Source organism: Myxococcus sp. AB036A (genome assembly GCF_006547355.1).
Lineage (GTDB): Bacteria > Myxococcota > Myxococcia > Myxococcales > Myxococcaceae > Myxococcus > Myxococcus virescens.
Genome location: NZ_VHLC01000002.1, coordinates 86,781 through 107,878 on the forward strand (window position 1 = coordinate 86,781; position 21,098 = coordinate 107,878).

The window sequence follows — 21,098 nt, forward strand, 5'->3', positions numbered from 1 at the left end:
CTATGAGGACGACTTCAGCGCCATCGTCTCCGCGATCACGTCAACCGCTGGCGCCCTGAGGATGGAGTGGTGGTCACCGGAGAGTTCGTGCACCTCCACCCCTCCTGCCGCCAGCGATCCCCAGCCGCCATCCGTGCCCGTGGGTACGTGCGTCTCGCTCGCGCGCAGCAGCGTGACGCGGCCACCGTAGCGTCCTGGTTGATAATCCCAGAGGGCGCGGAGGTTGCTCTCGTAGACACGGTACAGCGCGTGGAGTTGTTCGGCTCCAACGCCCTGAGCCAGAACGCCGGTGCGCCGCCCCAGTTCCAACAGGCGGCCCAGCAGCGAAGCCTCGTCCGCGGAATGCGCATCCGCCATCAACTCCGCGACGGGCAGGCCCAGGAGCTGGCCCGTGAACTCCACGAACCGAGCGGCAATCCACTCCGCGCCCACGGGTTCCTCTGTCCGCTGATCGAAGGCGTAGGCGTCGATGAGCGTCAGCTGCTCCACCTGCTCCCCCTGCTGCTCCAACTGCCGCGCCATTTCGAACGCCACGACACCTCCCAAGGACCACCCCGCCAGCCGGTATGGCCCGCTGGCCTGGACGCCGCGCATGGCCTCCACATAGGTGGAGGCCATCGCCTCCACGGTCCCCAGCGGTGCCCGCTCGCCTTCGAGGCCCGGGGCCTGGAACGCGTAGAACGGCTGGTCCGGCCCCAGGCGCCGCGACAGTTCCAGGTACGGCAGGACGTTTCCGCTGACTGGGTGGACGCAGAAGACGGGCCGCTGCGAACCGCCGTTCTGAATCGGCACCAGCGGGGACACGTGCCCGGGTGTCTGCCGGAGCCGAGAAGCCAGCTCCGCCAGCGTCCCCGCCTGGAACAGTGAAACCACGGGCAGGCTGCGTCCCAGGCGCTCGCGGATGAGCGACACCATCCGCATGGCCAGGAGCGAGTGCCCTCCCAGTTCGAAGAAGTCGGAGTGGATGCCAATGGGGCCGGTGCCCAGCAACTCCTCCCAGATGCGCGTGAGCAGGAGCTCCAGTGCATCCCGAGGCGCCACATAGGCCCGCGTCGACTCCGGACGGAGTGCGTCCGGCGCCGGGAGCGCCTTGCGGTCCACCTTGCCATTGGGCGTCAGCGGCAGCGAGGCCAGCACCATCACCACCGAGGGCGCCATGAAGTCCGGCAGCCCTTCTTTCACGTAGCGCCGGAGCGCCGTGGCGTCGGGCACCCTGCCCGGATGGGGCACGATGTACGCCACCAGGCGCCGTCCTTCGCTCCCGTCGTCGCGCACGAGCACCACGGCCTCGCGCACGTCCAGATGCCTGCGCAACACGGCCTCGATTTCGCCCAGCTCGATTCGGAAGCCACGCACCTTCACCTGCTGGTCGATTCGGCCCAGGTACTGCAGCACGCCATCCGGCAACCACCGCACGCGATCTCCGGTGCGGTACAGCCGCGCTCCGGGCCGCGGACTGAACGCGTCGGGAACGAAGCGCTCTGCGGTCAACTCGGGCCGGTCGACATACCCTCGGGCAAGCCCATCCCCGCCCAGGTACAGCTCGCCCGCCACGCCCTGAGGCACGGGTTGACCGAGCGCATCCAGCACGTACGCGCGAGTCCCCTCAATCGGCCGCCCCACGGTGGGCTCCCGCGTGGCGCCGCGAGGGGCCACGGTCCAGGTCGAGTACGTCGTGTCCTCGGTGGGGCCGTAGAGGTTGAGCACGCGCTGCACACCGGGCGCGGACTGGTGGATGGCTTCCACCAGGGATTGGGCCAGCGGTTCTCCCGCCAGGTTCACCGTGCGCACCGAGTCCGGCACGGCATGGGCACGCACCAACTCCGCCATCGCGGAGGGCACCGTGTTGACGAGCGTCACCCGCCGGGCCCCCGGGAGCGACGGCAACTCCAAGGCATTGCGAGCGATGACCACAGACCCGCCACGGATGAGCGGCGCGAACATCTCGAACACGGACAGGTCGAAGTTGAGCGACGTGGAGGCGAGGACCCCTGCCAGCTCGTCCGACGAGAACGCCTGCGTCGTCCAGCGCAGGAAGGCCACGGCGCTGCGATGCGCCAGGGCCACGCCCTTCGGCCGGCCCGTGCTGCCCGACGTGAACAGCACGTAGGCGAGATGGTCCGGAGCGGACCTGGGCACCGGCGCCGCCTCGGCTTCCGCCACGAGCCCATCCGCATCGTCGAGCGCCAACCGGGCCACGTCCCCGTGAGGCAGCGCGTCGAGCAGCGCGCGCTGGCCCACCAGGACGCGAGGCTGGGAGTCCTCGATGATGAAGGCCAGCCGCTGGCTCGGGTATGCCGGGTCCAACGGGACGTACGCGCCACCCGCCTTGAGGATGCCGAGCACCGCGATCAGCAGGTCCGCATTGCGCTCTGCACAGAGGCCCACGCGGACCTCCGGCCCGACGCCCAGCGTGCGGAGCTTCCGCGCCAGCCGGTCCGACCGCTGCATGAGCTCGCGGTACGTGAGCACTTCGTCACCAGCCACCACCGCCACGGCGTCGGGAGTGGCCGCCGCCTGCCGTTCGACCAGGGCGTGGATGCTCGTCTCCGAGATGTCGCCGGAGCCGGTCTCATTCCACTCCACCAGCAACCGCCGCTGTTCATCCGCGTCCAGCAAGGGCAGCGCGTACACGGACCGATCCGGCTCCGCCACGGCACCTTCAAGCAGCGTCTTCAGGTGGGCCAGAAGTCGCGCCGCAGTCTCGGGCTCGAAGAGGACGGTGCTGTACTCCAGTCCACCGGAGAAGCCGTCCTTGCCTTCCACGAAGCCGAGCGAGAGGTCGAACCGCGACACCCGGTGCTCCACGGCGACGTGCTTCATCCCCATGCCGGCCTGCGCGTCTCCTCCAGCATCTGGCGTGCTGTCGAAGGTGAGCATGACCTGGAACAGCGGCGAATGACTGAGGCTGCGCTCCGGACGCAGCGCCTCGACGAGCTTTTCGAAAGGCACGTCCTGGTGCGCGTAGGCGCCAAGCGTGACCTCCCGGACCCGAGCCAGCAGCTCACGGAAGGACGGGCTCCCCTCCAGCCGGGTTCTGAGCACCAGCGTGTTCACGAAAAAGCCAATGAGCCCCTCCGTCTCCGCGCGAGTGCGTCCGGCGATGGGCGAACCGACGCTCACGTCGTCCTGCCCTGAGTAACGCGCCAGCACGGCCTGGAACGCCGCCAGCAGCACCATGAACGGCGTGACGCCTTCACGGCGGGCGAGTGCATGCACCGCCTCCGACAGCTCACGGCCCAACGAGAAGGGCACGTACGCCCCTTCCAGGGACTGGACTGCCGGACGCGGCCTGTCCGTGGGCAGCTCCAGCAACCGGGGCGCGCCGTCCAGGCGTTGCTTCCAGTAGCCGAGCTGCGCATCCAGGACGTCCCCCTGGAGCCACTCGCGCTGCCAGACCGCGTAGTCCGCGTACTGAAGCGGTAGCTCCGGCAGGTGCGACGGCTGCCCCTGGGAGAAGGACGCATAGAGCTCGGTCAGCTCGCGAACCAGGAGCCCCATGGACCAACCGTCCGAGACGATGTGGTGCATCACCAGCACCAACACATGGTCCTGCTCCGACATCGCGAGCAAGGCGATCCGCAGCAGCGGGCCGCTTTCCAGGTCGAACGGGCGCTGCGACGCCTCTTGCGCGATCCGCTGCGCCTCCTCTTCCCTCCGCGCCGCTGGCAGCGAGCGCAGGTCCACGATGTCGAGCCGCGCGCCACCCCGTGGGTCGATGACCTGTACCGGCGAACCGCCCTCAGTCCGGAACGTGGTGCGCAGCGCCTCGTGACGCTGGACCAGCGCGTCGAAGCTCTGCGTCAGCGCGGGAACGTTCAAGGCGCCCGTCAACCGCACCGACGCCGGGACGTTGTAGACGGTGCTGTCAGGCTCCAACTGCGCGAGGAACCACAAGCGCTGCTGGGCGAATGACAGGGGAAGCGCCCTGTCGCGAGGAACCCGTACCAACTGTGGTGGCTGCGCGCCGCCATCCGTTTTCGAAGTGTGGTCCAGCCGATGGGCGAGCTTCTCCACCGTTGGACACTCGAAGATGTCTCGAAGGGGGAGCTCTACTTGGAGTTCCTCCCGCACGCGCGACACCAACTGCGTTGCCAGCAAAGAGTGTCCGCCCAGTTCGAAGAAGTCTCCGTCGAGCCCGACCCGCTCGACCTTTAGGACGTCGACGAAGATTGCGGCCAACGCCTTTTCGGTCGCTGTTCGAGGCGCCACATATTTCTCGCTCGCCGTGCCCTCTGTGTCCGGCGCGGGAAGCGCCTTGCGGTCCACCTTGCCGTTCGGTGTCAGCGGCAGCGACTCCAGAACCACATACGCCGACGGCACCATGTACTCCGGTAGCCGCTGCTTCACGTAGCTTCGCAGTGCACCCGCATCCAGTGCGGCCCCTCCCTGCGCCGTCACGTAGGCCACCAACCGCTTGCCTTCGCCTCCATCCTCCCGCGCCACCACCACTACTTCGTTGACGCCACTGTGCTGGGCCAGCGCCGCTTCCACTTCTCCCAACTCGATGCGGTAGCCCCTTACCTTCACCTGCGTGTCCGCTCGGCCCAGGAACTCCAACGTCCCGTTCCCCAGCCACCGCACCACGTCCCCCGTGCGGTACAGCCGCGCTCCTTCGCCGTACGGATTCGGCACGAAGCGCTCCGCCGTCAGCTCCGGGCGTCCCACGTACCCCACTGCCAGGCCGTCTCCGCCCACGAACAGCTCACCCGGAACGCCTACCGGCACCGGGCGCATCCCCACGTCCAGCACATAGGCCACCGTGTTCTTCACCGGCCGGCCGATGGACACCGACACCCCGACTTCCTCCGGCCTCTCCATCCGGTACGTGCTGGAGAACGTCGTGTTCTCCGTCGGGCCATACCCGTTGATGAGCACACCACCCGCTGCCAGCCGCTCCTTCACACGGGACACTGGCAGCGCGTCACCACCCGCCAGCAACTGGCGGACACTGGCCAGGGCCTTCGGCTGCCGCGCCTGCATCTGCTCGAAGAGCGCAGCCGTCAGCCACAGCGACGTCACGCCTGACGACTCCAGCTTCCGGCCCAACTCCTCCAACGTCGGGGTCCCTGCCGGGTACACCACCAACCGCGAGCCGTGCAGCAACGCGCCCCACACTTCAAGCGTCGATGCGTCGAAGGAGATGGGCGCCAGTTGCAGCCACACCTCTTCGGGCCCGAAGTGCGCGAAGTCCGTCCCCAGCACCAAGCGAGACACTGCGCGGTGAGGCACGCCTACGCCCTTCGGCTTCCCCGTGCTTCCTGACGTGAACATCACGTACGCCAGGTTGCCTCCACCCACATGGGCGCTCAGCGTGCTCTCCGGTTGATGTGCAATCTGCGTGTCCCACTCCGTGTCCACGCACACCACCAGCTCGCCGCCCGTGGCCACCTCGTCCGCCAGCTTCTCCTGCGCCACCAGCAATGCGACGCCGGCCTCTGCCTTCATCCACGCCAGGCGCTCCAGCGGATAGCTGGCATCCAGCGGCACGTACACGCCTCCCGCCTTCAGGATGCCCAGCACGCTCACCACCAGCTCCAGCGAGCGCTCCACGCACAAGCCCACCCGGACTTCCGGCCCTACACCCATGGACCTCAGGTGGTGCGCCAACTGGTTCGCACGTCGGTTCAATTCCGCGTACGTCAGTCGCTGGCCCTCGTACTCCACCGCCACCGCGTCCGGCGTCCGCTGTGCCTGCTGCTCGAAGAGAGCACTCAGGCTCGCATCGCGTGGGTACGTCGACGCCGTCCCGCTCCATTCCTTCACCAGTCGCTGCTGCTCCTCACTGCCCATCAACGGCAGCTCGGCCAGCCGCGTCTCCGGCTCAGCGACGGCGGCCTCCAACAGCACCCTCAGTTGCCCTAGCAGCCGCTCCATCGTCTCGGCTTCGAACAGGTCGCTGTTGAACTCCAACGCGCCCGTCAGTCCGCCTGCGCTCGACGCTCCCAAGCCAAGCGTCAAGTCGAACTTCGACGTCTTCCCAGTCGACTCCGCTGCCTCCAACGTCAGTCCGGGCAGGCTTACCGCGCCTCCCGGAGTGTTCTGCAGCACCAACATCACCTGGAACAGCGGGCTGCGGCTCAGGTCCCGCTCCGGCTGCAGCTCCTCCACCAGCCTCTCGAAAGGCACTTCCTGGTGCGCGTACGCCCCCAGCGTCACTTCGCGCACCTGCGCCAGCAACTCACGGAAGCTGGGATTGCCATCCAGTCGTGTCCGCAGCACGAGCGTGTTCACGAAGAAGCCAATCAACTCCTCCGTCTCGGCTCGCGTGCGATTGGCGATGGGGGAGCCTACAGAGACGTCGTCCTGGCGCGCATAGCGCGACAGCACCACCTGGAAGGCCGCCAGCAGCACCATGAAGGGCGTCGCGTTCTCCCGCTGCGCCAGCCCCTTCACGCCCTCCCACAACTCCTTCGGCCACTCCAGCCCTCTCGTGTCCCCTCGGTACGTCTGGACCGCCGGCCTCACCTTGTCCGTCGGCAACTCCAACGCCGCTGGCGCACAAGCTAGCTGCTTCCGCCAGTACCCGAGCTGCTCCTCCAGCACCTCACCCTTCAGCCACCCTCGCTGCCATACCGCGTAGTCCGCGTACTGCACCGCCAGCTCCGCCAGCGGTGACTCGCGCCCCTGCGAGTACGCCTCGTACAGGGCCACTAATTCCCTCACCAGCACGCCCATCGACCAGCCGTCCGACACGATGTGGTGCATCACCAGCACCAACACGTGCGCTTCTTCCCCCTCCTTCAGCAGCGTCGCCCTCAGCAGCGGGCCCGTCTCCAGGTTGAACGGACGAAGTGCTTGAAGTTCCGTTCGACGCTGGACCTCCAAGGGCTTCTCCGTACCCTGGAGCGCACTCAGGTCCACGAACTCCAACGCGCCCCGTCCTGAGGGAGAGATGACCTGGGTGGGAACGCCTGCCTCGGAACGGAAGGTCGTGCGCAGCGCCTCATGACGGAGAACGAGTGAATGGAAGCTCCGTTCCAGCGCCGCAACATCAAGGACCCCCGAAAGCTTCACTGCCACGGGCACGTTGTAGAAGGCACTGTCGGGGTCAAGCTGGTGGAGGAACCACAGCCGTTGCTGCGCGAACGACAGAGGAAGCGCGCCGTCGCGTGAAGCGCGAACCAGCGGAGGGCCTCTCAGCCCAGCAGCGACTCCCGAGGCACCGCCCAGCCACCTCGCCAGCGTCTCAACAGACCGGGACTCGAAAACGGTCCTGAGTGGCAGTTCAACCTGGAAGGACTCGCGGACGCGTGACACCAACTGCGTGGCCAGCAGCGAGTGGCCACCCAGCTCGAAGAAGTCTTCATCGACGCTGACGCGCTCGACGTTCAGCACCTCGGAGAAGATGGACGCTAGTTTCTCCTCAGTCGCCGTGCGGGGTGCTTCAAAGTGCGCCGTCTTCGGACCCTGGGCGTCCGGCGCGGGCAGCGCCTTGCGGTCCACCTTGCCGTTCGGCGTCAGCGGCAGCGACACCAGCACCACGTACACCGACGGCACCATGTACTCCGGTAGCCGCTGCTTCACGTGGCTTCGCAGTGCACCCGTGTCCAGCGAGGCCCCTTCCTGCGTCGTCACGTAGGCCACCAACCGCTTGCCTTCGCCTCCATTCTCCCGCGCCACCACCACGGCTTCGTTGACGCCACTGTGCTGGGCCAGCACCGCTTCCACTTCGCCCAGCTCAATCCGGTAGCCCCGCACCTTCACCTGCGTGTCCGCTCGGCCCAGGAACTCAAGCGTCCCGTTCCCCAGCCACCGCACCACGTCCCCCGTGCGGTACAGCCGCTCTCCCTCACCGAATGGGCTTGGTACGAAGCGCTCCGCCGTCAGCTCCGGGCGGCCCACGTACCCCACTGCCAGGCCGTCTCCGCCCACGTACAGCTCACCCGGAACGCCCACAGGCACTGGGCGCATTGCCCCGTCCAGCACGTAGGCCACGGTGTTCTTCACCGGCCGGCCGATGGACACCGAGGCGCCTACTTCTTCCGGCTTCTCCATCCGGTACGTGCTGGAGAACGTCGTGTTCTCCGTCGGGCCATACCCATTGATGAGCACACCGCCCGCTGCCAGCCGCTCCTTCACGCGGGACACCGGCAGAATGTCTCCTCCAGCGAGCACCTGTTTCACGTTGGCCAAGGCCTGCGGCTGCCGCGCCTGCATTTGCTCGAAGAGCGCCGCTGTCAGCCACAGTGACGTCACGCCTGAAGACTCCAGCTTCCGGCCCAACTCCTCCAGCGACGGTGTCCCAGCCGGGTACACCACCAACTTCGCGCCGTGCAGCAGTGCCCCCCACAGCTCCAGCGTCGATGCGTCGAAGGAAATCGGTGCCAGTTGCAGCCACACTTCCTCGGGCCCGAAGTGCGCGAAGTCCGTTCCCAGCACCAATCGAGACACCGCGCGGTGCGGCACGCCCACACCCTTCGGATTACCGGTACTTCCCGACGTGAACATCACGTACGCCAGGTTTCCACCGCCCACGTTGGCGCTCGAAATGCTCACGGGATGGTGGGCAATCTGCGTGTCCCACTCCGTGTCCACGCACACCCTGGACTCGGTGTCACCGAGCCTCATGGACTCGAGCAGCTTCTGCTGCCCCACCAGCAGCGTGACGCCTGCTTCCTGCTTCATCCATGCCAGGCGCTCCAGCGGATAGCTGGCATCCAACGGCACGTAAACGCCTCCCGCCTTCAAGATGCCCAGCACGCTCACCACCAGCTCCAGCGAGCGCTCCACGCACAACCCCACCCGCACCTCGGGCCCCACCCCCATGCTTCTCAGGTGGTGTGCCAGCTGGTTGGCGCGTCGGTTCAGCTCCGCGTACGTCAGCCGCCGGTCCTCATACTCGACCGCCACCGCGTCCGGCGTCCGCTGAGCCTGTGCGTCGAACAACTGCGCCAACGACGCTTCTCGTGGGTAATGCGCAGTCGCCCCGCTCCACGCCTTCACCAAACGCCGCTGCTCTTCACTGCCCATCAGCGGCAGTTCGGCCAGCCGCGTCTCAGGCCGAGCGACGGCCGCATCCAACAACACCCGCAGATGTTCCAGAAGCCGCTCCATCGTCTCGGCTTCAAACAGGTCGCTGTTGAACTCGAGGCCTCCAGAAAGGCCCTCATCCGTCTCACTCAACCCGAGCGTCAAATCGAACTTCGATGTCTTCGCTGACGACTCGGCTGCCTCCAGCTTCAGCCCCGGCAGGCTCACCGCCCCTCCCGGCGCGTTCTGCAGCACCAACATCACCTGGAACAGCGGGCTGCGGCTCAAGTCCCGCTCCGGCTGCAGCTCCTCCACCAACCGCTCGAAGGGCACTTCCTGGTGCGCGTACGCACCCAACGTCACTTCACGCACCTGCGCCAGCAACTCACGGAAACTTGATGCCGCAGACACCTTCGTCCGCAGCACCAGCGTGTTCACGAAGAAGCCAATCAGCCCCTCCGTCTCAGCCCTCGTCCGGTTCGCTATCGCCGTCCCGACGCACACGTCTTCCTGCCTCGCGTACCTCGACAGCACCACCTGGAAGGCCGCCAGCAGCACCATGAAGGGTGTCGCGTTCTCCCGCTGCGCCAGCCCCTTCACGCCCTCCCACAGCTCCTTCGGCCACTCCAGCCCTCTCGTGTCTCCTCGGTACGTCTGGACCGCCGGCCTCACCTTGTCCGTCGGCAACTCCAACGCCGCTGGCGCACCCGCTAGCTGCTTCCTCCAGTACCCGAGCTGCTCTTCCAGCACTTCCCCCTTCAGCCACTCTCGCTGCCACACCGCGTAGTCCGCGTACTGCACTTCCAGCTCCGCCAGCGGTGACTCGCGCCCCTGCGAGTACGCCTCGTACAGGGCCACCAACTCCCTCACCAGCACGCCCATCGACCAGCCGTCCGACACGATGTGGTGCATCACCAGCACCAACACGTGCGCTTCTTCCCCCTCCTTCACCAGCGTCGCCCTCAACAGCGGCCCTGTCTCCAGGTTGAACGGGCGAAGCGCCTCTTGCTCCGCGAGGCGTTTTGTCTCCAGCCCTCCTTCACCGTCGTTTGGAGTTCCGCATGCCAAGACTTCCAACCGGGTCGATGCAGTGTCGGAGACGATCTGGACGGGCATCCCGTCCTGATCACGGAAGGTGGTTCGCAACGATTCGTGTCGGCGTACCAACTCATCGAAGCTACGGCGCAACGCTGCAACGTCGAGGACGCCTGTGAGCCTCACTGCGACCGGCACGTTGTAGAAGGCGCTGCCAGGCTCCAGTTGGTCAAGGAACCACAGTCGCTGCTGAGCGAACGACAACGGCAATGTCCCCTGGCGCAGTGCCCGCTTCAGTGGTGGCGCCTGGGGCATCAAGCCCCCCACCTGTGCGTAGCCCAGCCGGAGGGCCAGCTTCTCCACCGTCGGAGATTCGAAGACGTCCCTCAGGGGGAGTTCCACCTGGAAGGACTCGCGGACGCGTGACACCAACTGGGTGGCCAGCAGCGAGTGGCCCCCCAGTTCGAAGAAGTCTTCATCGACGCTGACGCGCTCGACGTTCAGCACCTCGGTGAAGATGGACGCCAGCTTCTCCTCAGTCGCCGTGCGGGGCGCCTCGAAGTGCGTCGTCTTCGGCCCCTGGGCGTCCGGTGCGGGCAGCGCCTTACGGTCCACCTTGCCGTTCGGCGTCAGCGGCAGCGACTCCAGCACCACGTACGCTGACGGCACCATGTACTCCGGTAGCCGCTGCTTCACATGGCTTCTCAGCGCGCTGGACTCCAGACTCGTGCCCGTGCGCGCTGTCACATACGCCACCAGTCGCTTGCCTTCGTTCCCGTCCTCCTGCGCCACCACCACGGCTTCGTTGACGCCACTGTGCTGGGCCAGCACCGCTTCCACTTCACCCAGCTCAATCCGGTAACCGCGCACCTTCACCTGCGTGTCCGCTCGGCCCAGGAACTCCAACGTCCCGTTCCCCAGCCACCGCACCACGTCCCCCGTGCGGTACAGCCGCTCTCCCTCACCGAATGGGCTTGGTACGAAGCGCTCCGCCGTCAGCTCCGGACGCCCCGCGTACCCCACTGCCAGCCCGTCTCCGCCCACGTACAGCTCACCCGGAACGCCCACAGGCACTGGACGCATTGCCCAGTCCAGCACGTAGGCCACCGTGTTCCTCACTGGCCGGCCAATGGACACCGAGGCACCTACGTCCTCCGGCCTCTCCATCCGGTACGTGCTGGAGAACGTCGTATTCTCCGTCGGGCCATACCCGTTGATGAGCACACCACCCGCTGCCAGCCGCTCCTTCACACGGGACACCGGGAGCGCGTCGCCCCCTGCAAGCAGCTGACGAACGCTGGCCAGGGCCTTCGGCTGCCGTGCCTGCATCTGCTCAAAGAGCGCAGCCGTCAGCCACAGCGACGTCACGCCTGACGACTCCAGCTTCCGGCCCAACTCCTCCAACGTCGGAGCCACTGCCGGGTACACCACCAACCGAGAGCCGTGCAGCAGTGCGCCCCACACTTCCAGCGTTGATGCGTCGAAGGAGATGGGTGCCAGTTGCAGCCAGACTTCCTCAGGCCCGAAGTGCGCAAAGTCCGTCCCCAGCACCAGGCGAGACACTGCTCGGTGAGGCACGCCTACGCCCTTCGGCTTCCCTGTGCTTCCCGACGTGAACATCACATACGCCAGGTTGCCTCCCCCCACACGCGTGCTCGGTGCGACCTCCGGTTGCAGGGCAATCTGCGTGTCCCACTCCGTGTCCACGCACACCACCAGCTCGCCACCCGTAGCCACTTCGTCCGCCAGCTTCTCCTGCGCCACCAACACGGCGACGCCGGCCTCCGCCTTCATCCACGCCAGGCGCTCCAGCGGATAGCTGGCATCCAGCGGCACATACACGCCCCCTGCCTTCAGGATGCCCAGCACGCTCACCACCAGCTCCAGTGAGCGCTCCACGCACAAGCCCACTCGCACCTCGGGCCCAACGCCCATGCCCTTCAGGTAGTGCGCCAGCTGGTTGGCACGGCGATTCAACTCCGCGTACGTCAACCGCCGGTCCTCGTACTCCACCGCCACCGCGTCCGGCGTCCGCTGAACCTGCGCCTCGAAGAGGGAACTCAGGCTGGCATCGCGTGGGTACTCCGACGCCGTCCCGCTCCATTCCTTCACCAGCCGCTGCCGCGCCTCACTGCCCATCAGCGGCAGCTCGGCCAGTCGCGTATCCGGTTCGGCGACGCCGGCGTCCAACAGCACCCTCAAGTGTCCAAGCATCCGGTCCATCGTCCCGGCCTCGAACAAGTCGCTGTTGTAGTTGACCATCGCCCTGACGCCGTCCGGCACCTCCTCCATCACCAGAGACAGGTCGAACTTCGACGTCCGCCCCTCCGACTCCACGCCAGACAGCGTGAGGCCGTCCCCGAGCTTCACCTCCGTCACGGGCGTGTTCTGCAGCGTCAGCGTCACCTGGAACAGCGGACTGCGGCTCAGGTCACGCTCGGGCTGAAGCTCCTCCACCAGCTTCTCGAACGGCACGTCCTGGTGCGCATACGCGCCGAGCGTCACCTCTCGCACCTGAGCGAGCAGCTCACGGAAGGTTGATGCCGGGACCACCTTCGTCCGCAGCACCAGCATGTTCGTGAAGAAGCCGATCAGCCCCTCCGTCTCGCCTTGCGTGCGCCCTGCGATAGGCGACCCCACGCACACGTCGTCCTGTCTCGCGTAGCGGGCCAGCACCACCTGGAAGGCCGCCAGCAGCACCATGAACGGCGTTGCTCCTTCACGCTGTGCCAGGGCCTTCACCCGCTCCCACAAGGCCAGGGGCCAGGACTGGTCGAGATGTCCTCCTCGGAAGCTCTGCGCCGCGGGCCGCGGTTTATCTGTCGGCAGCTCCAGCGATTGGGGTGCCCCCTTCAGCTGCCGCTTCCAGTATGCGAGTTGCGACTCCAGCACCTCGCCCTTCAGCCACTCCCGCTGCCACAGCGCGTAGTCCGGGTACTGCACTGGCAGTTCCGGTAGCAGTGAGGGACGCCCATGCAAGAACGCCTCGTAGAGTGCGGTTACATCCCGCACGAGGACGCCCATGGACCACCCATCAGACACGATGTGGTGTGTCACCAGGATCAGCACGTGATCTTGATCGGACAGCTTCAGGAGCGTCACGCGCAGCAAAGGGCCACGTTCGAGATCAAACCGCTGGTGTACCTCCTGTTCGACCAGACGAGTGACTTCCGCCGTGCGCGCGGCCTCCGCCGATGACTCCAGCCCCACGCTTCGGAAGGCCAGCACCGGCTCGGCTGCGATGATTTGAACGGGTTTTCCATCCCGAGTGCTGAACGTCGTCCGCAGCGACTCGTGGCGCCGCACGAGCTCCACGAAGCTCCGCTCAAGCACCTCGGCCTGGAGCGGCCCCTCTACCCGAAGGACGGCCGGCACATTGTAGGAGGCGCTCCCTCGCTCCATCTGGTCCAGGAGCCATAGCCGCTGCTGCGCGAACGACGGAGGCAACACCCAGCTCCCATCCGCTCGTGGCTTCAGGGGCGGAGCGGTGATCGACGCTCCCGTGCGAATGGCTTGGTCTACCCGCTCGGCCAGGAGCGACAGCGTGGGAGCCTCGAACAATTCACGGAGCGGGAGCTCGATTCGGAAGGTGCTCCGAATCCGCGACACCATCTGTGTTGCCAACAGTGAGTGGCCCCCCAGTTCGAAGAAATTGTCCTTCGAACCCACCCGCTCCACGCCCAGCACCTGCGAGAAAATCCCAGCGAGCAGTTCCTCTGTGGGAGTGCGCGGCGCCACATAATCGGAACCTGGCGTGCCCAGCATCGTCACCGGAGCAGGCAGAGCCTTGCGGTCCACTTTTCCGTTCGGCGTCAGCGGCAGCGACTCCAGCACCACGTACACCGACGGCACCATGTACTCCGGTAGCCGCTGCTTCACGTGGTTTCTCAGTACACCCGTGTCCAGCGAGGCACCTTCCTGCGCCGTCACGTAGGCCACCAACCGCTTGCCTTCGCCTCCATCCTCCCGCGCCACCACCACGGCTTCGTTGACGCCACTGTGCTGGGCCAGCGCCGCTTCCACTTCGCCCAGCTCAATCCGGTAGCCCCGCACCTTCACCTGCGTGTCCGCTCGGCCCAGGAACTCCAACGTCCCGTTCCCCAGCCACCGCACCACGTCCCCCGTGCGGTACAGCCGCTCTCCTTCGCCGTACGGATTCGGTACGAAGCGCTCCGCCGTCAGCTCCGGGCGGCCCACGTACCCCATAGCAAGGCCATCTCCGCCCACGTACAGCTCACCCGGCACCCCCACCGGCACTGGACGCATTGCCCCGTCCAGCACGTAGGCCACCGTGTTCTTCACCGGCCGGCCGATGGACACCGACACCCCGACTTCCTCGGGCTTTTCCATCCGGTACGTGCTGGAGAACGTCGTGTTCTCCGTCGGGCCGTACCCGTTGATGAGCAGGCCACCTGCCGCCAGACGCTCCTTCACTCGGGACACCGGGAGCGCGTCACCACCCGCCAGCAACTGGCGGACACTGGCCAGGGCCTTCGGCTGCCGCGCCTGCATCTGCTCGAAGAGCGCCGCCGTCAGCCACAGCGACGTCACGCCGGACGACTCCAGCTTCCGGCTCAACTCCTCCAGCGACGGCGTCTCCGCCGGGTACACCACCAACCGCGAGCCGTGCAGCAACGCGCCCCATACCTCCAGCGTCGATGCATCGAAGGAAATCGGTGCCAGTTGCAGCCACACTTCCTCAGGCCCGAAGTGCGCGAAGTCCGTCCCCAGCACCAATCGAGAAACTGCTCGGTGCGGCACGCCTACGCCCTTCGGCTTCCCCGTGCTTCCTGACGTGAACATCACGTACGCCAGATGCCCACCGGCCACACTGGAACGCAGGTTGCTTTCTGGCTGATGCGCAATCTGAGCGTCCCACTCCGTGTCCACGCACACCCTGGACTCGGTGCCGGAGAGCATCATGGACTCGAGCAGCTTCTGCTGCCCCAGCAGCAGCGTGACGCTCGCCTCCTGCTTCATCCACGCCAGGCGCTCCAGCGGGTAGCTGGACTCCAGCGGGACGTACACGCCTCCCGCTTTCAAGATGCCCAGCACGCTCACCACCAGCTCCAGCGAGCGCTCCACGCACAACCCCACCCGCACCTCAGGCCCCACACCCATGCTCCTCAGGTGGTGTGCCAACTGGTTCGAGCGCCGGTGCAGCTCCGCGTATGTCAACCGATGGTTCTCATACTCCACCGCCACCGCGTCCGGTGTCCGCTGTGCTTGCTCCTCGAAGAGGACACTCAGGCTGGCATCGCGTGGGTACGTGGAAGCCGTCCCGCTCCACTCCTTCACCAGTCGCTGCTGCTCTTCACTGCCCATCAGTGGCAGCTCAGCAAGCGGCAGCGCCGGGGCGCTCACAGCAGTCTCCAGGAGCACCCGCAAGTGCCCCAAAAGCCGCTCCATCGTCTCGGCTTCAAACAGGTCGCTGTTGAACTCGATCGCGCCCGACAGCCCTCCCGCGCTCGACTCTCCCAAGCCCAGCGTCACGTCGAACTTCGACGTCTTCGCAGACGACTCCGCCGCCTCCAGCTTCAGCCCCGGCAGGCTCACCGCCCCTCCCGGCGCGTTCTGCAGCACCAACATCACCTGGAATAGCGGGCTGCGGCTCAAGTCCCGCTCCGGCTGCAGCTCCTCCACCAACCGCTCGAAGGGCACTTCCTGGTGCGCGTACGCACCCAGCGTCACTTCACGCACCTGCGCCAGCAACTCACGGAAACTTGATGCCGCAGACACCTTCGTCCGCAGCACCAGCGTGTTCACGAAGAAGCCAATCAGCCCCTCCGTCTCAGCCCTCGTCCGGTTCGCTATTGCCGTCCCGACGCACACGTCTTCCTGTCTCGCGTACCTCGACAGCACCACCTGGAAGGCCGCCAGCAGCACCATGAAGGGCGTCGCGTTCTCCCGCTGCGCCAGTCCCTTCACCCCCTCCCACAGCCCCTTCGGCCACTCCAGTCCTCTCGTGTCCCCTCGGTACGTCTGAACCGCCGGCCTCACCTTGTCCGTCGGCAACTCCAACGCCGCCGGCGCACCCGCTAGCTGCTTCCTCCAGTACCCGAGCTGCTCCTCCAGCACCTCACCCTTCAGCCACTCTCGCTGCCACACCGCGTAGTCCGCGTACTGCACCGCCAGCTCCGCCAGCGGTGACTCGCGCCCCTGCGAGTACGCCTCGTACAGGGCCACCAACTCCCTCACCAGCACGCCCATCGACCAGCCGTCCGACACGATGTGGTGCATCACCAGCACCAACACGTGCGCTTCTTCCCCCTCCTTCACCAGCGTCGCCCTCAGCAGCGGGCCCGTCTCCAGGTTGAACGGGCGCTGAATCTCCTCTTCGATCCAGTGTCGCACCTTGGATTCGCGCTCCGTTTCCAGCTCGCTGAAGTCGAGCTGCTGGAAAGGCTGAAGCGGATCCGTTGCAATGACCTGCACGGGTTCACCACCACTGACGCGGAACGTCGTGCGCAATGACTCGTGCCGCCGCACGAGTTCACTGAAGCTGGCCTCCAACGCGGTCGTTTGCAGACGCCCACTCAACTTCACCACTGAGGGGACGTTGTAGAACGGACTGCCTGGCTCCAACTGGTCGAGGAACCACAGCCGCTGCTGAGCGAATGACAGCGGTAGCGCATCGCTCCGAGAAGCGCATGTCAGGGGTGGTGCTCGAACCTCGGCCGCTGCCGTCCCGCGAGATGCTTCAATTCGTTCGGCCAGCTTCCCCACTGTGGAGGATTCGAAGATGTCTCGCAGCGGGAGCTCTACCTGGAGTTCTTCCCTCACTCGCGACACCAACTGCGTTGCCAGCAGCGAGTGTCCGCCCAACTCGAAGAAGTCCCCCTCCAGTCCGACGCGCTCGACGTTCAGCACCTCAGCGAAGATGGACGCCAGCTTCTCCTCAGTCGCCGTGCGAGGCGCCTCGAAGTGCGCTGCCTTCGGGCCTTGTGCATCTGGTGCGGGCAGCGCCTTGCGGTCCACCTTGCCGTTTGGCGTCAGCGGCAACGACTCCAGCACCACGTACGCCGACGGCACCATGTACTCCGGCAGCCGCTGCTTCACGTGGCTCCGCAGTGCACCCGAGTCCAGCGAGGCACCTTCCTGCGCTGTCACGTAGGCCACCAACCGCTTGCCTTCGCCTCCATCCTCCCGTGCCACCACCACGACTTCGTTGACACCACCGTACTGGGCCAGCGCCGCTTCCACCTCGCCCAGCTCAATCCGGTAACCGCGCACCTTCACCTGCGTGTCCGCTCGGCCCAGAAACTCCAACGTCCCGTTCCCCAGCCACCGCACCACGTCCCCCGTGCGGTACAGCCGCTCTCCTTCGCCGTACGGATTCGGCACGAAGCGTTCCGCCGTCAGCTCCGGGCGTCCCACATACCCCACTGCCAACCCGTCTCCGCCCACGTACAGCTCACCCGGAACGCCTACCGGCACCGGACGCATCCCCATGTCCAGCACGTAGGCCACCGTGTTCTTCACCGGCCGGCCGATGGACACCGAGACACCTACTTCCTCTGGCCTCTCCATCCGGTACGTGCTGGAGAATGTCGTATTTTCAGTCGGGCCATACCCGTTGATGAGCAGGCCACCTGCCGCCAATCGTTCCTTCACACGGGACACCGGGAGCGCGTCGCCCCCTGCAAGCAGCTGACGAACGCTGGCCAGGGCCTTCGGCTGCCGTGCCTGCATCTGCTCGAAGAGCGCAGCCGTCAGCCACAGCGACGTTACGCCCGAAGCCTCCAGCTTCCGGCCCAACTCATCCAACGTCGGAGTCACTGCCGGGTACACCACCAACCGCGAGCCGTGCAGGAGCGCGCCCCATACCTCCAGCGTCGATGCATCGAAGGAAATCGGTGCCAGTTGCAGCCACACTTCCTCCGGCCCGAAGTGCGCGAAGTCCGTCCCCAGCACCAGGCGTGACACCGCTCGGTGCGGTACGCCTACGCCCTTCGGCTTCCCCGTGCTTCCTGACGTGAACATCACGTACGCCAGGTTGCATCCACCCACATGCGTGCTCGGTACGACCTCCGGTTGCAGGGCAATCTGCGTGTCCCACTCCGTGTCCACGCACACCACCAGCTCGCCGCCCGTGGCCACCTCGTCCGCCAGCTTCTCCTGCGCCACCAGCACCGCGACGCCGGCCTCTGCCTTCATCCACGCCAGTCGCTCCAGCGGATAGCTGGCATCCAGCGGCACGTACACGCCTCCCGCCTTCAGGATGGCCAGCACGCTCACCACCAGCTCCAGTGAGCGCTCCACGCACAAGCCCACTCGCACCTCGGGCCCAACGCCCATGCCCTTCAGGTAGTGCGCCAGCTGGTTCGCACGGCGATTCAACTCCGCGTACGTCAACCGCCGGTCCTCGTACTCCACCGCCACCGCGTCCGGCGTCCGCTGAACCTGCGCCTCGAAGAGGGCACTCAGGCTGGCTTCGCGCGGGTACTCCGACGCCGTCCCGCTCCACTCCTTCACCAGTCGATGCAGCTCCTCACCGTCCATCAGTGGCAGCTCGGCCAGTCGCTTCGCCGGCCCGGCGATGGCCGCCTCCAGCAGGGTCCGCAGGTGGTGGAGCAGCCGGCGCACCGTCTCTGCTTCGAACAGCTCGGTGTTGTAGTTCGCCGCCACCACCACGCCGCCCTGCACTTCCTCCACCACCAGAGACAGGTCGAACTTCGACGTCCGCCCCTCCGACTCCACGCCAGACAGCGTGAGGCCGTCCCCGAGCTTCACCTCCGTCACGGGCGTGTTCTGCAGCGTCAGCGTCACCTGGAACAGCGGACTGCGGCTCAGGTCACGCTCGGGCTGAAGCTCCTCCACCAGCTTCTCGAACGGTACGTCCTGGTGCGCATACGCACCCAGCGTCACCTCCCGCACCTGACGGAGCAGCTCACGGAAGGTTGATGCCGGGGACACCTTCGTCCGCAGCACCAGCATGTTCGCAAAGAAGCCGATCAGCCCCTCCGTCTCGCCTTGCGTGCGCCCCGCGATGGGCGCCCCCACGCACACGTCCTCCTGCCCCGCGTACTTGGACAGCACCCATTGGTACGCAGCGAGCAACACCATGAACGGCGTCGCACCTTCACGACGGCCGAGCGCCTCCATGTCGCGCCAGAGCGCCTTCGGCAACACCTCGTGCAGCAAGGCGCCGCCATACGTCTGAACGGCGGGCCTCGCCTTGTCGGTCGGCAGCTCCAGTGCCGCGGGCGCCCCTTCCAGACGTTGCTTCCAGTACCCGAGCTGCGCCTCCAGTACATCGCCCTTCAGCCACTCTCGCTGCCACACCGCGTAGTCCGGGTACTGCACCGCCAGTTCCGGCAAGGGTGATGGACGGCCCTGGGAGAACGCCTCGTACAGCGTCGCGACCTCTCGCACGAGGACACCCATGGACCAGCCGTCGGACACGATGTGGTGCATCAGCAGCACCAACACGTGCTCCCGCGCTCCGAGCCGAAGCAGCATGGTCCGCAGCAAGGGTCCCTTGGCCAGATCGAACGGCCGAAGCGCCTCCACGTCCGCTCGGCGCTGTGCCTCCTGCTCCGCATCAGGGAGCCCGCTCAGGTCCTCGACCGTGAACACCACCTGTCCCACAGGCGCGATGACCTGCACGGGTGTCCCACCGTCGGCGCGGAAAGTCGTCCGCAAGGACTCATGGCGACGAACCAGCGCGTCGAAGCTGCGTTCCAGTGCGGCCACGTCGAGCGGCCCCGACACCTTCACCACCGCCGGCACGTTGTAGAAGACACTGCCCGGCGCGAGCTGCTCCAGGAACCACAAGCGCTGCTGCGCGAACGACAGCGGCAGGACGCTCGTCAGTCCCACCCGAGGCTTCAACGGAGGCGCAGCGAAGCCCGCTCCGGCGCGCACCCAACGGTCCACCCGCTCGGCGAGCGCGGCCACCGTGGGTGCCTCGAAGAGGTCTCTCAGGGGCAGCTCGACACCGAAGGCGCCACGGATGCGGGAGATGGCCTGCATCGCCAGCAACGAGTGCCCTCCCAGCTCAAAGAAGCCACTGTGGATCCCCACACGGTCGAGCCCCAGCACCTCGGAGAACAGCCCCGCCACCAGTTCTTCCGTGGCCGTGCGTGGCGCGACAAAAGCCTCGGCATCCACGGACTGGAAGTCCGGCGTCGGCAGCGCCTTGCGGTCCACCTTGCCGTTGGGCGTCAGGGGCAGCGCCTCCAGCACCACCAGGGCCTGCGGAACCATGTAGTCCGGCAGCGTCTGGCCCAGGAAGTCACGAAGCGCGTCGACCTCCAGTGTGAGGCCAGCCTTCGGCACGGCGTAGCCCACCAGGCGCTTGCCATCTGTCCCGCTCTCGTGGGCCACCACGACCGACTCACGCACCGAGGGGTTCCGCTCCAGCGCCGCTTCCACCTCGCCCAGCTCCACGCGGTAGCCGCGAACCTTGAGCTGGTCATCCGTGCGGCCCAGGAACTCCACCCGGCCATCCTCGAGCAGCCGTGCCCGGTCTCCCGTCCGGTACATCCGCGCACCTGGCTCGTCCGCGTACGCGTCCGGAACGAAGCGCTCGGCCGTCAGGTCCACCCGGCCCAGGTAGCCGCGGCCCACGGTCCTTCCACCAATGCACAGCTCTCCCGGAATGCCCACGGGCACTGGGCGCAGGTACGCATCCAGCACGTAGACGCGCGCGTTGGGAATGGGCCGCCCCAGCGGAACCGACGCCGACACACGCCCCTGAGGCCCACGCTCCACCTGGAGCGTGAGCACACCCACGGTCGTCTCGGAGGGTCCGTAGTGGTTGAACACCACCAGGTCCGGCGACAGTTCATGCACCCGATCCATCAGCGCCCAATCCGAGACATCACCGCCCAGCACCAGACGCTGACGCGGCAACACCCGCTCGGGCTTCCCTGAGGCCAGGAGCGCCTGCAAGTGAGCGGGGACGACCTTCAGGCAGTCCACGGCCTCGCGCTCGAAGAGCGCGGCCAGGGCGGACGGGTCCGACGCGCATTCACGAGACACGAGATGCAGCGCGCCGCCTTGGCAGAGCGTGGGGAAGACAGCGGTGTGGCCCAGGTCCGCCGCCAGCGTGGACACGGAAGCAAACGAAGCGCCTTCCGGCAGGT

Annotated in this window: 1 protein-coding gene (only partly in view); it reads right to left on the reverse strand. The window is 66.7% G+C overall.

Annotated features, from left to right (window positions below; genetic code table 11):
• Positions 1-21,098, reverse strand: partial view of a non-ribosomal peptide synthase/polyketide synthase gene (locus FL344_RS01565; RefSeq protein ID WP_141617229.1) — the 3' portion only. 14,731 nt of this gene lie beyond the right edge of the window; the window shows 21,098 of its 35,829 coding nt (coding positions 14,732-35,829); its start codon lies off the right edge, out of view — the gene reads right to left on this strand; the stop codon is at positions 1-3.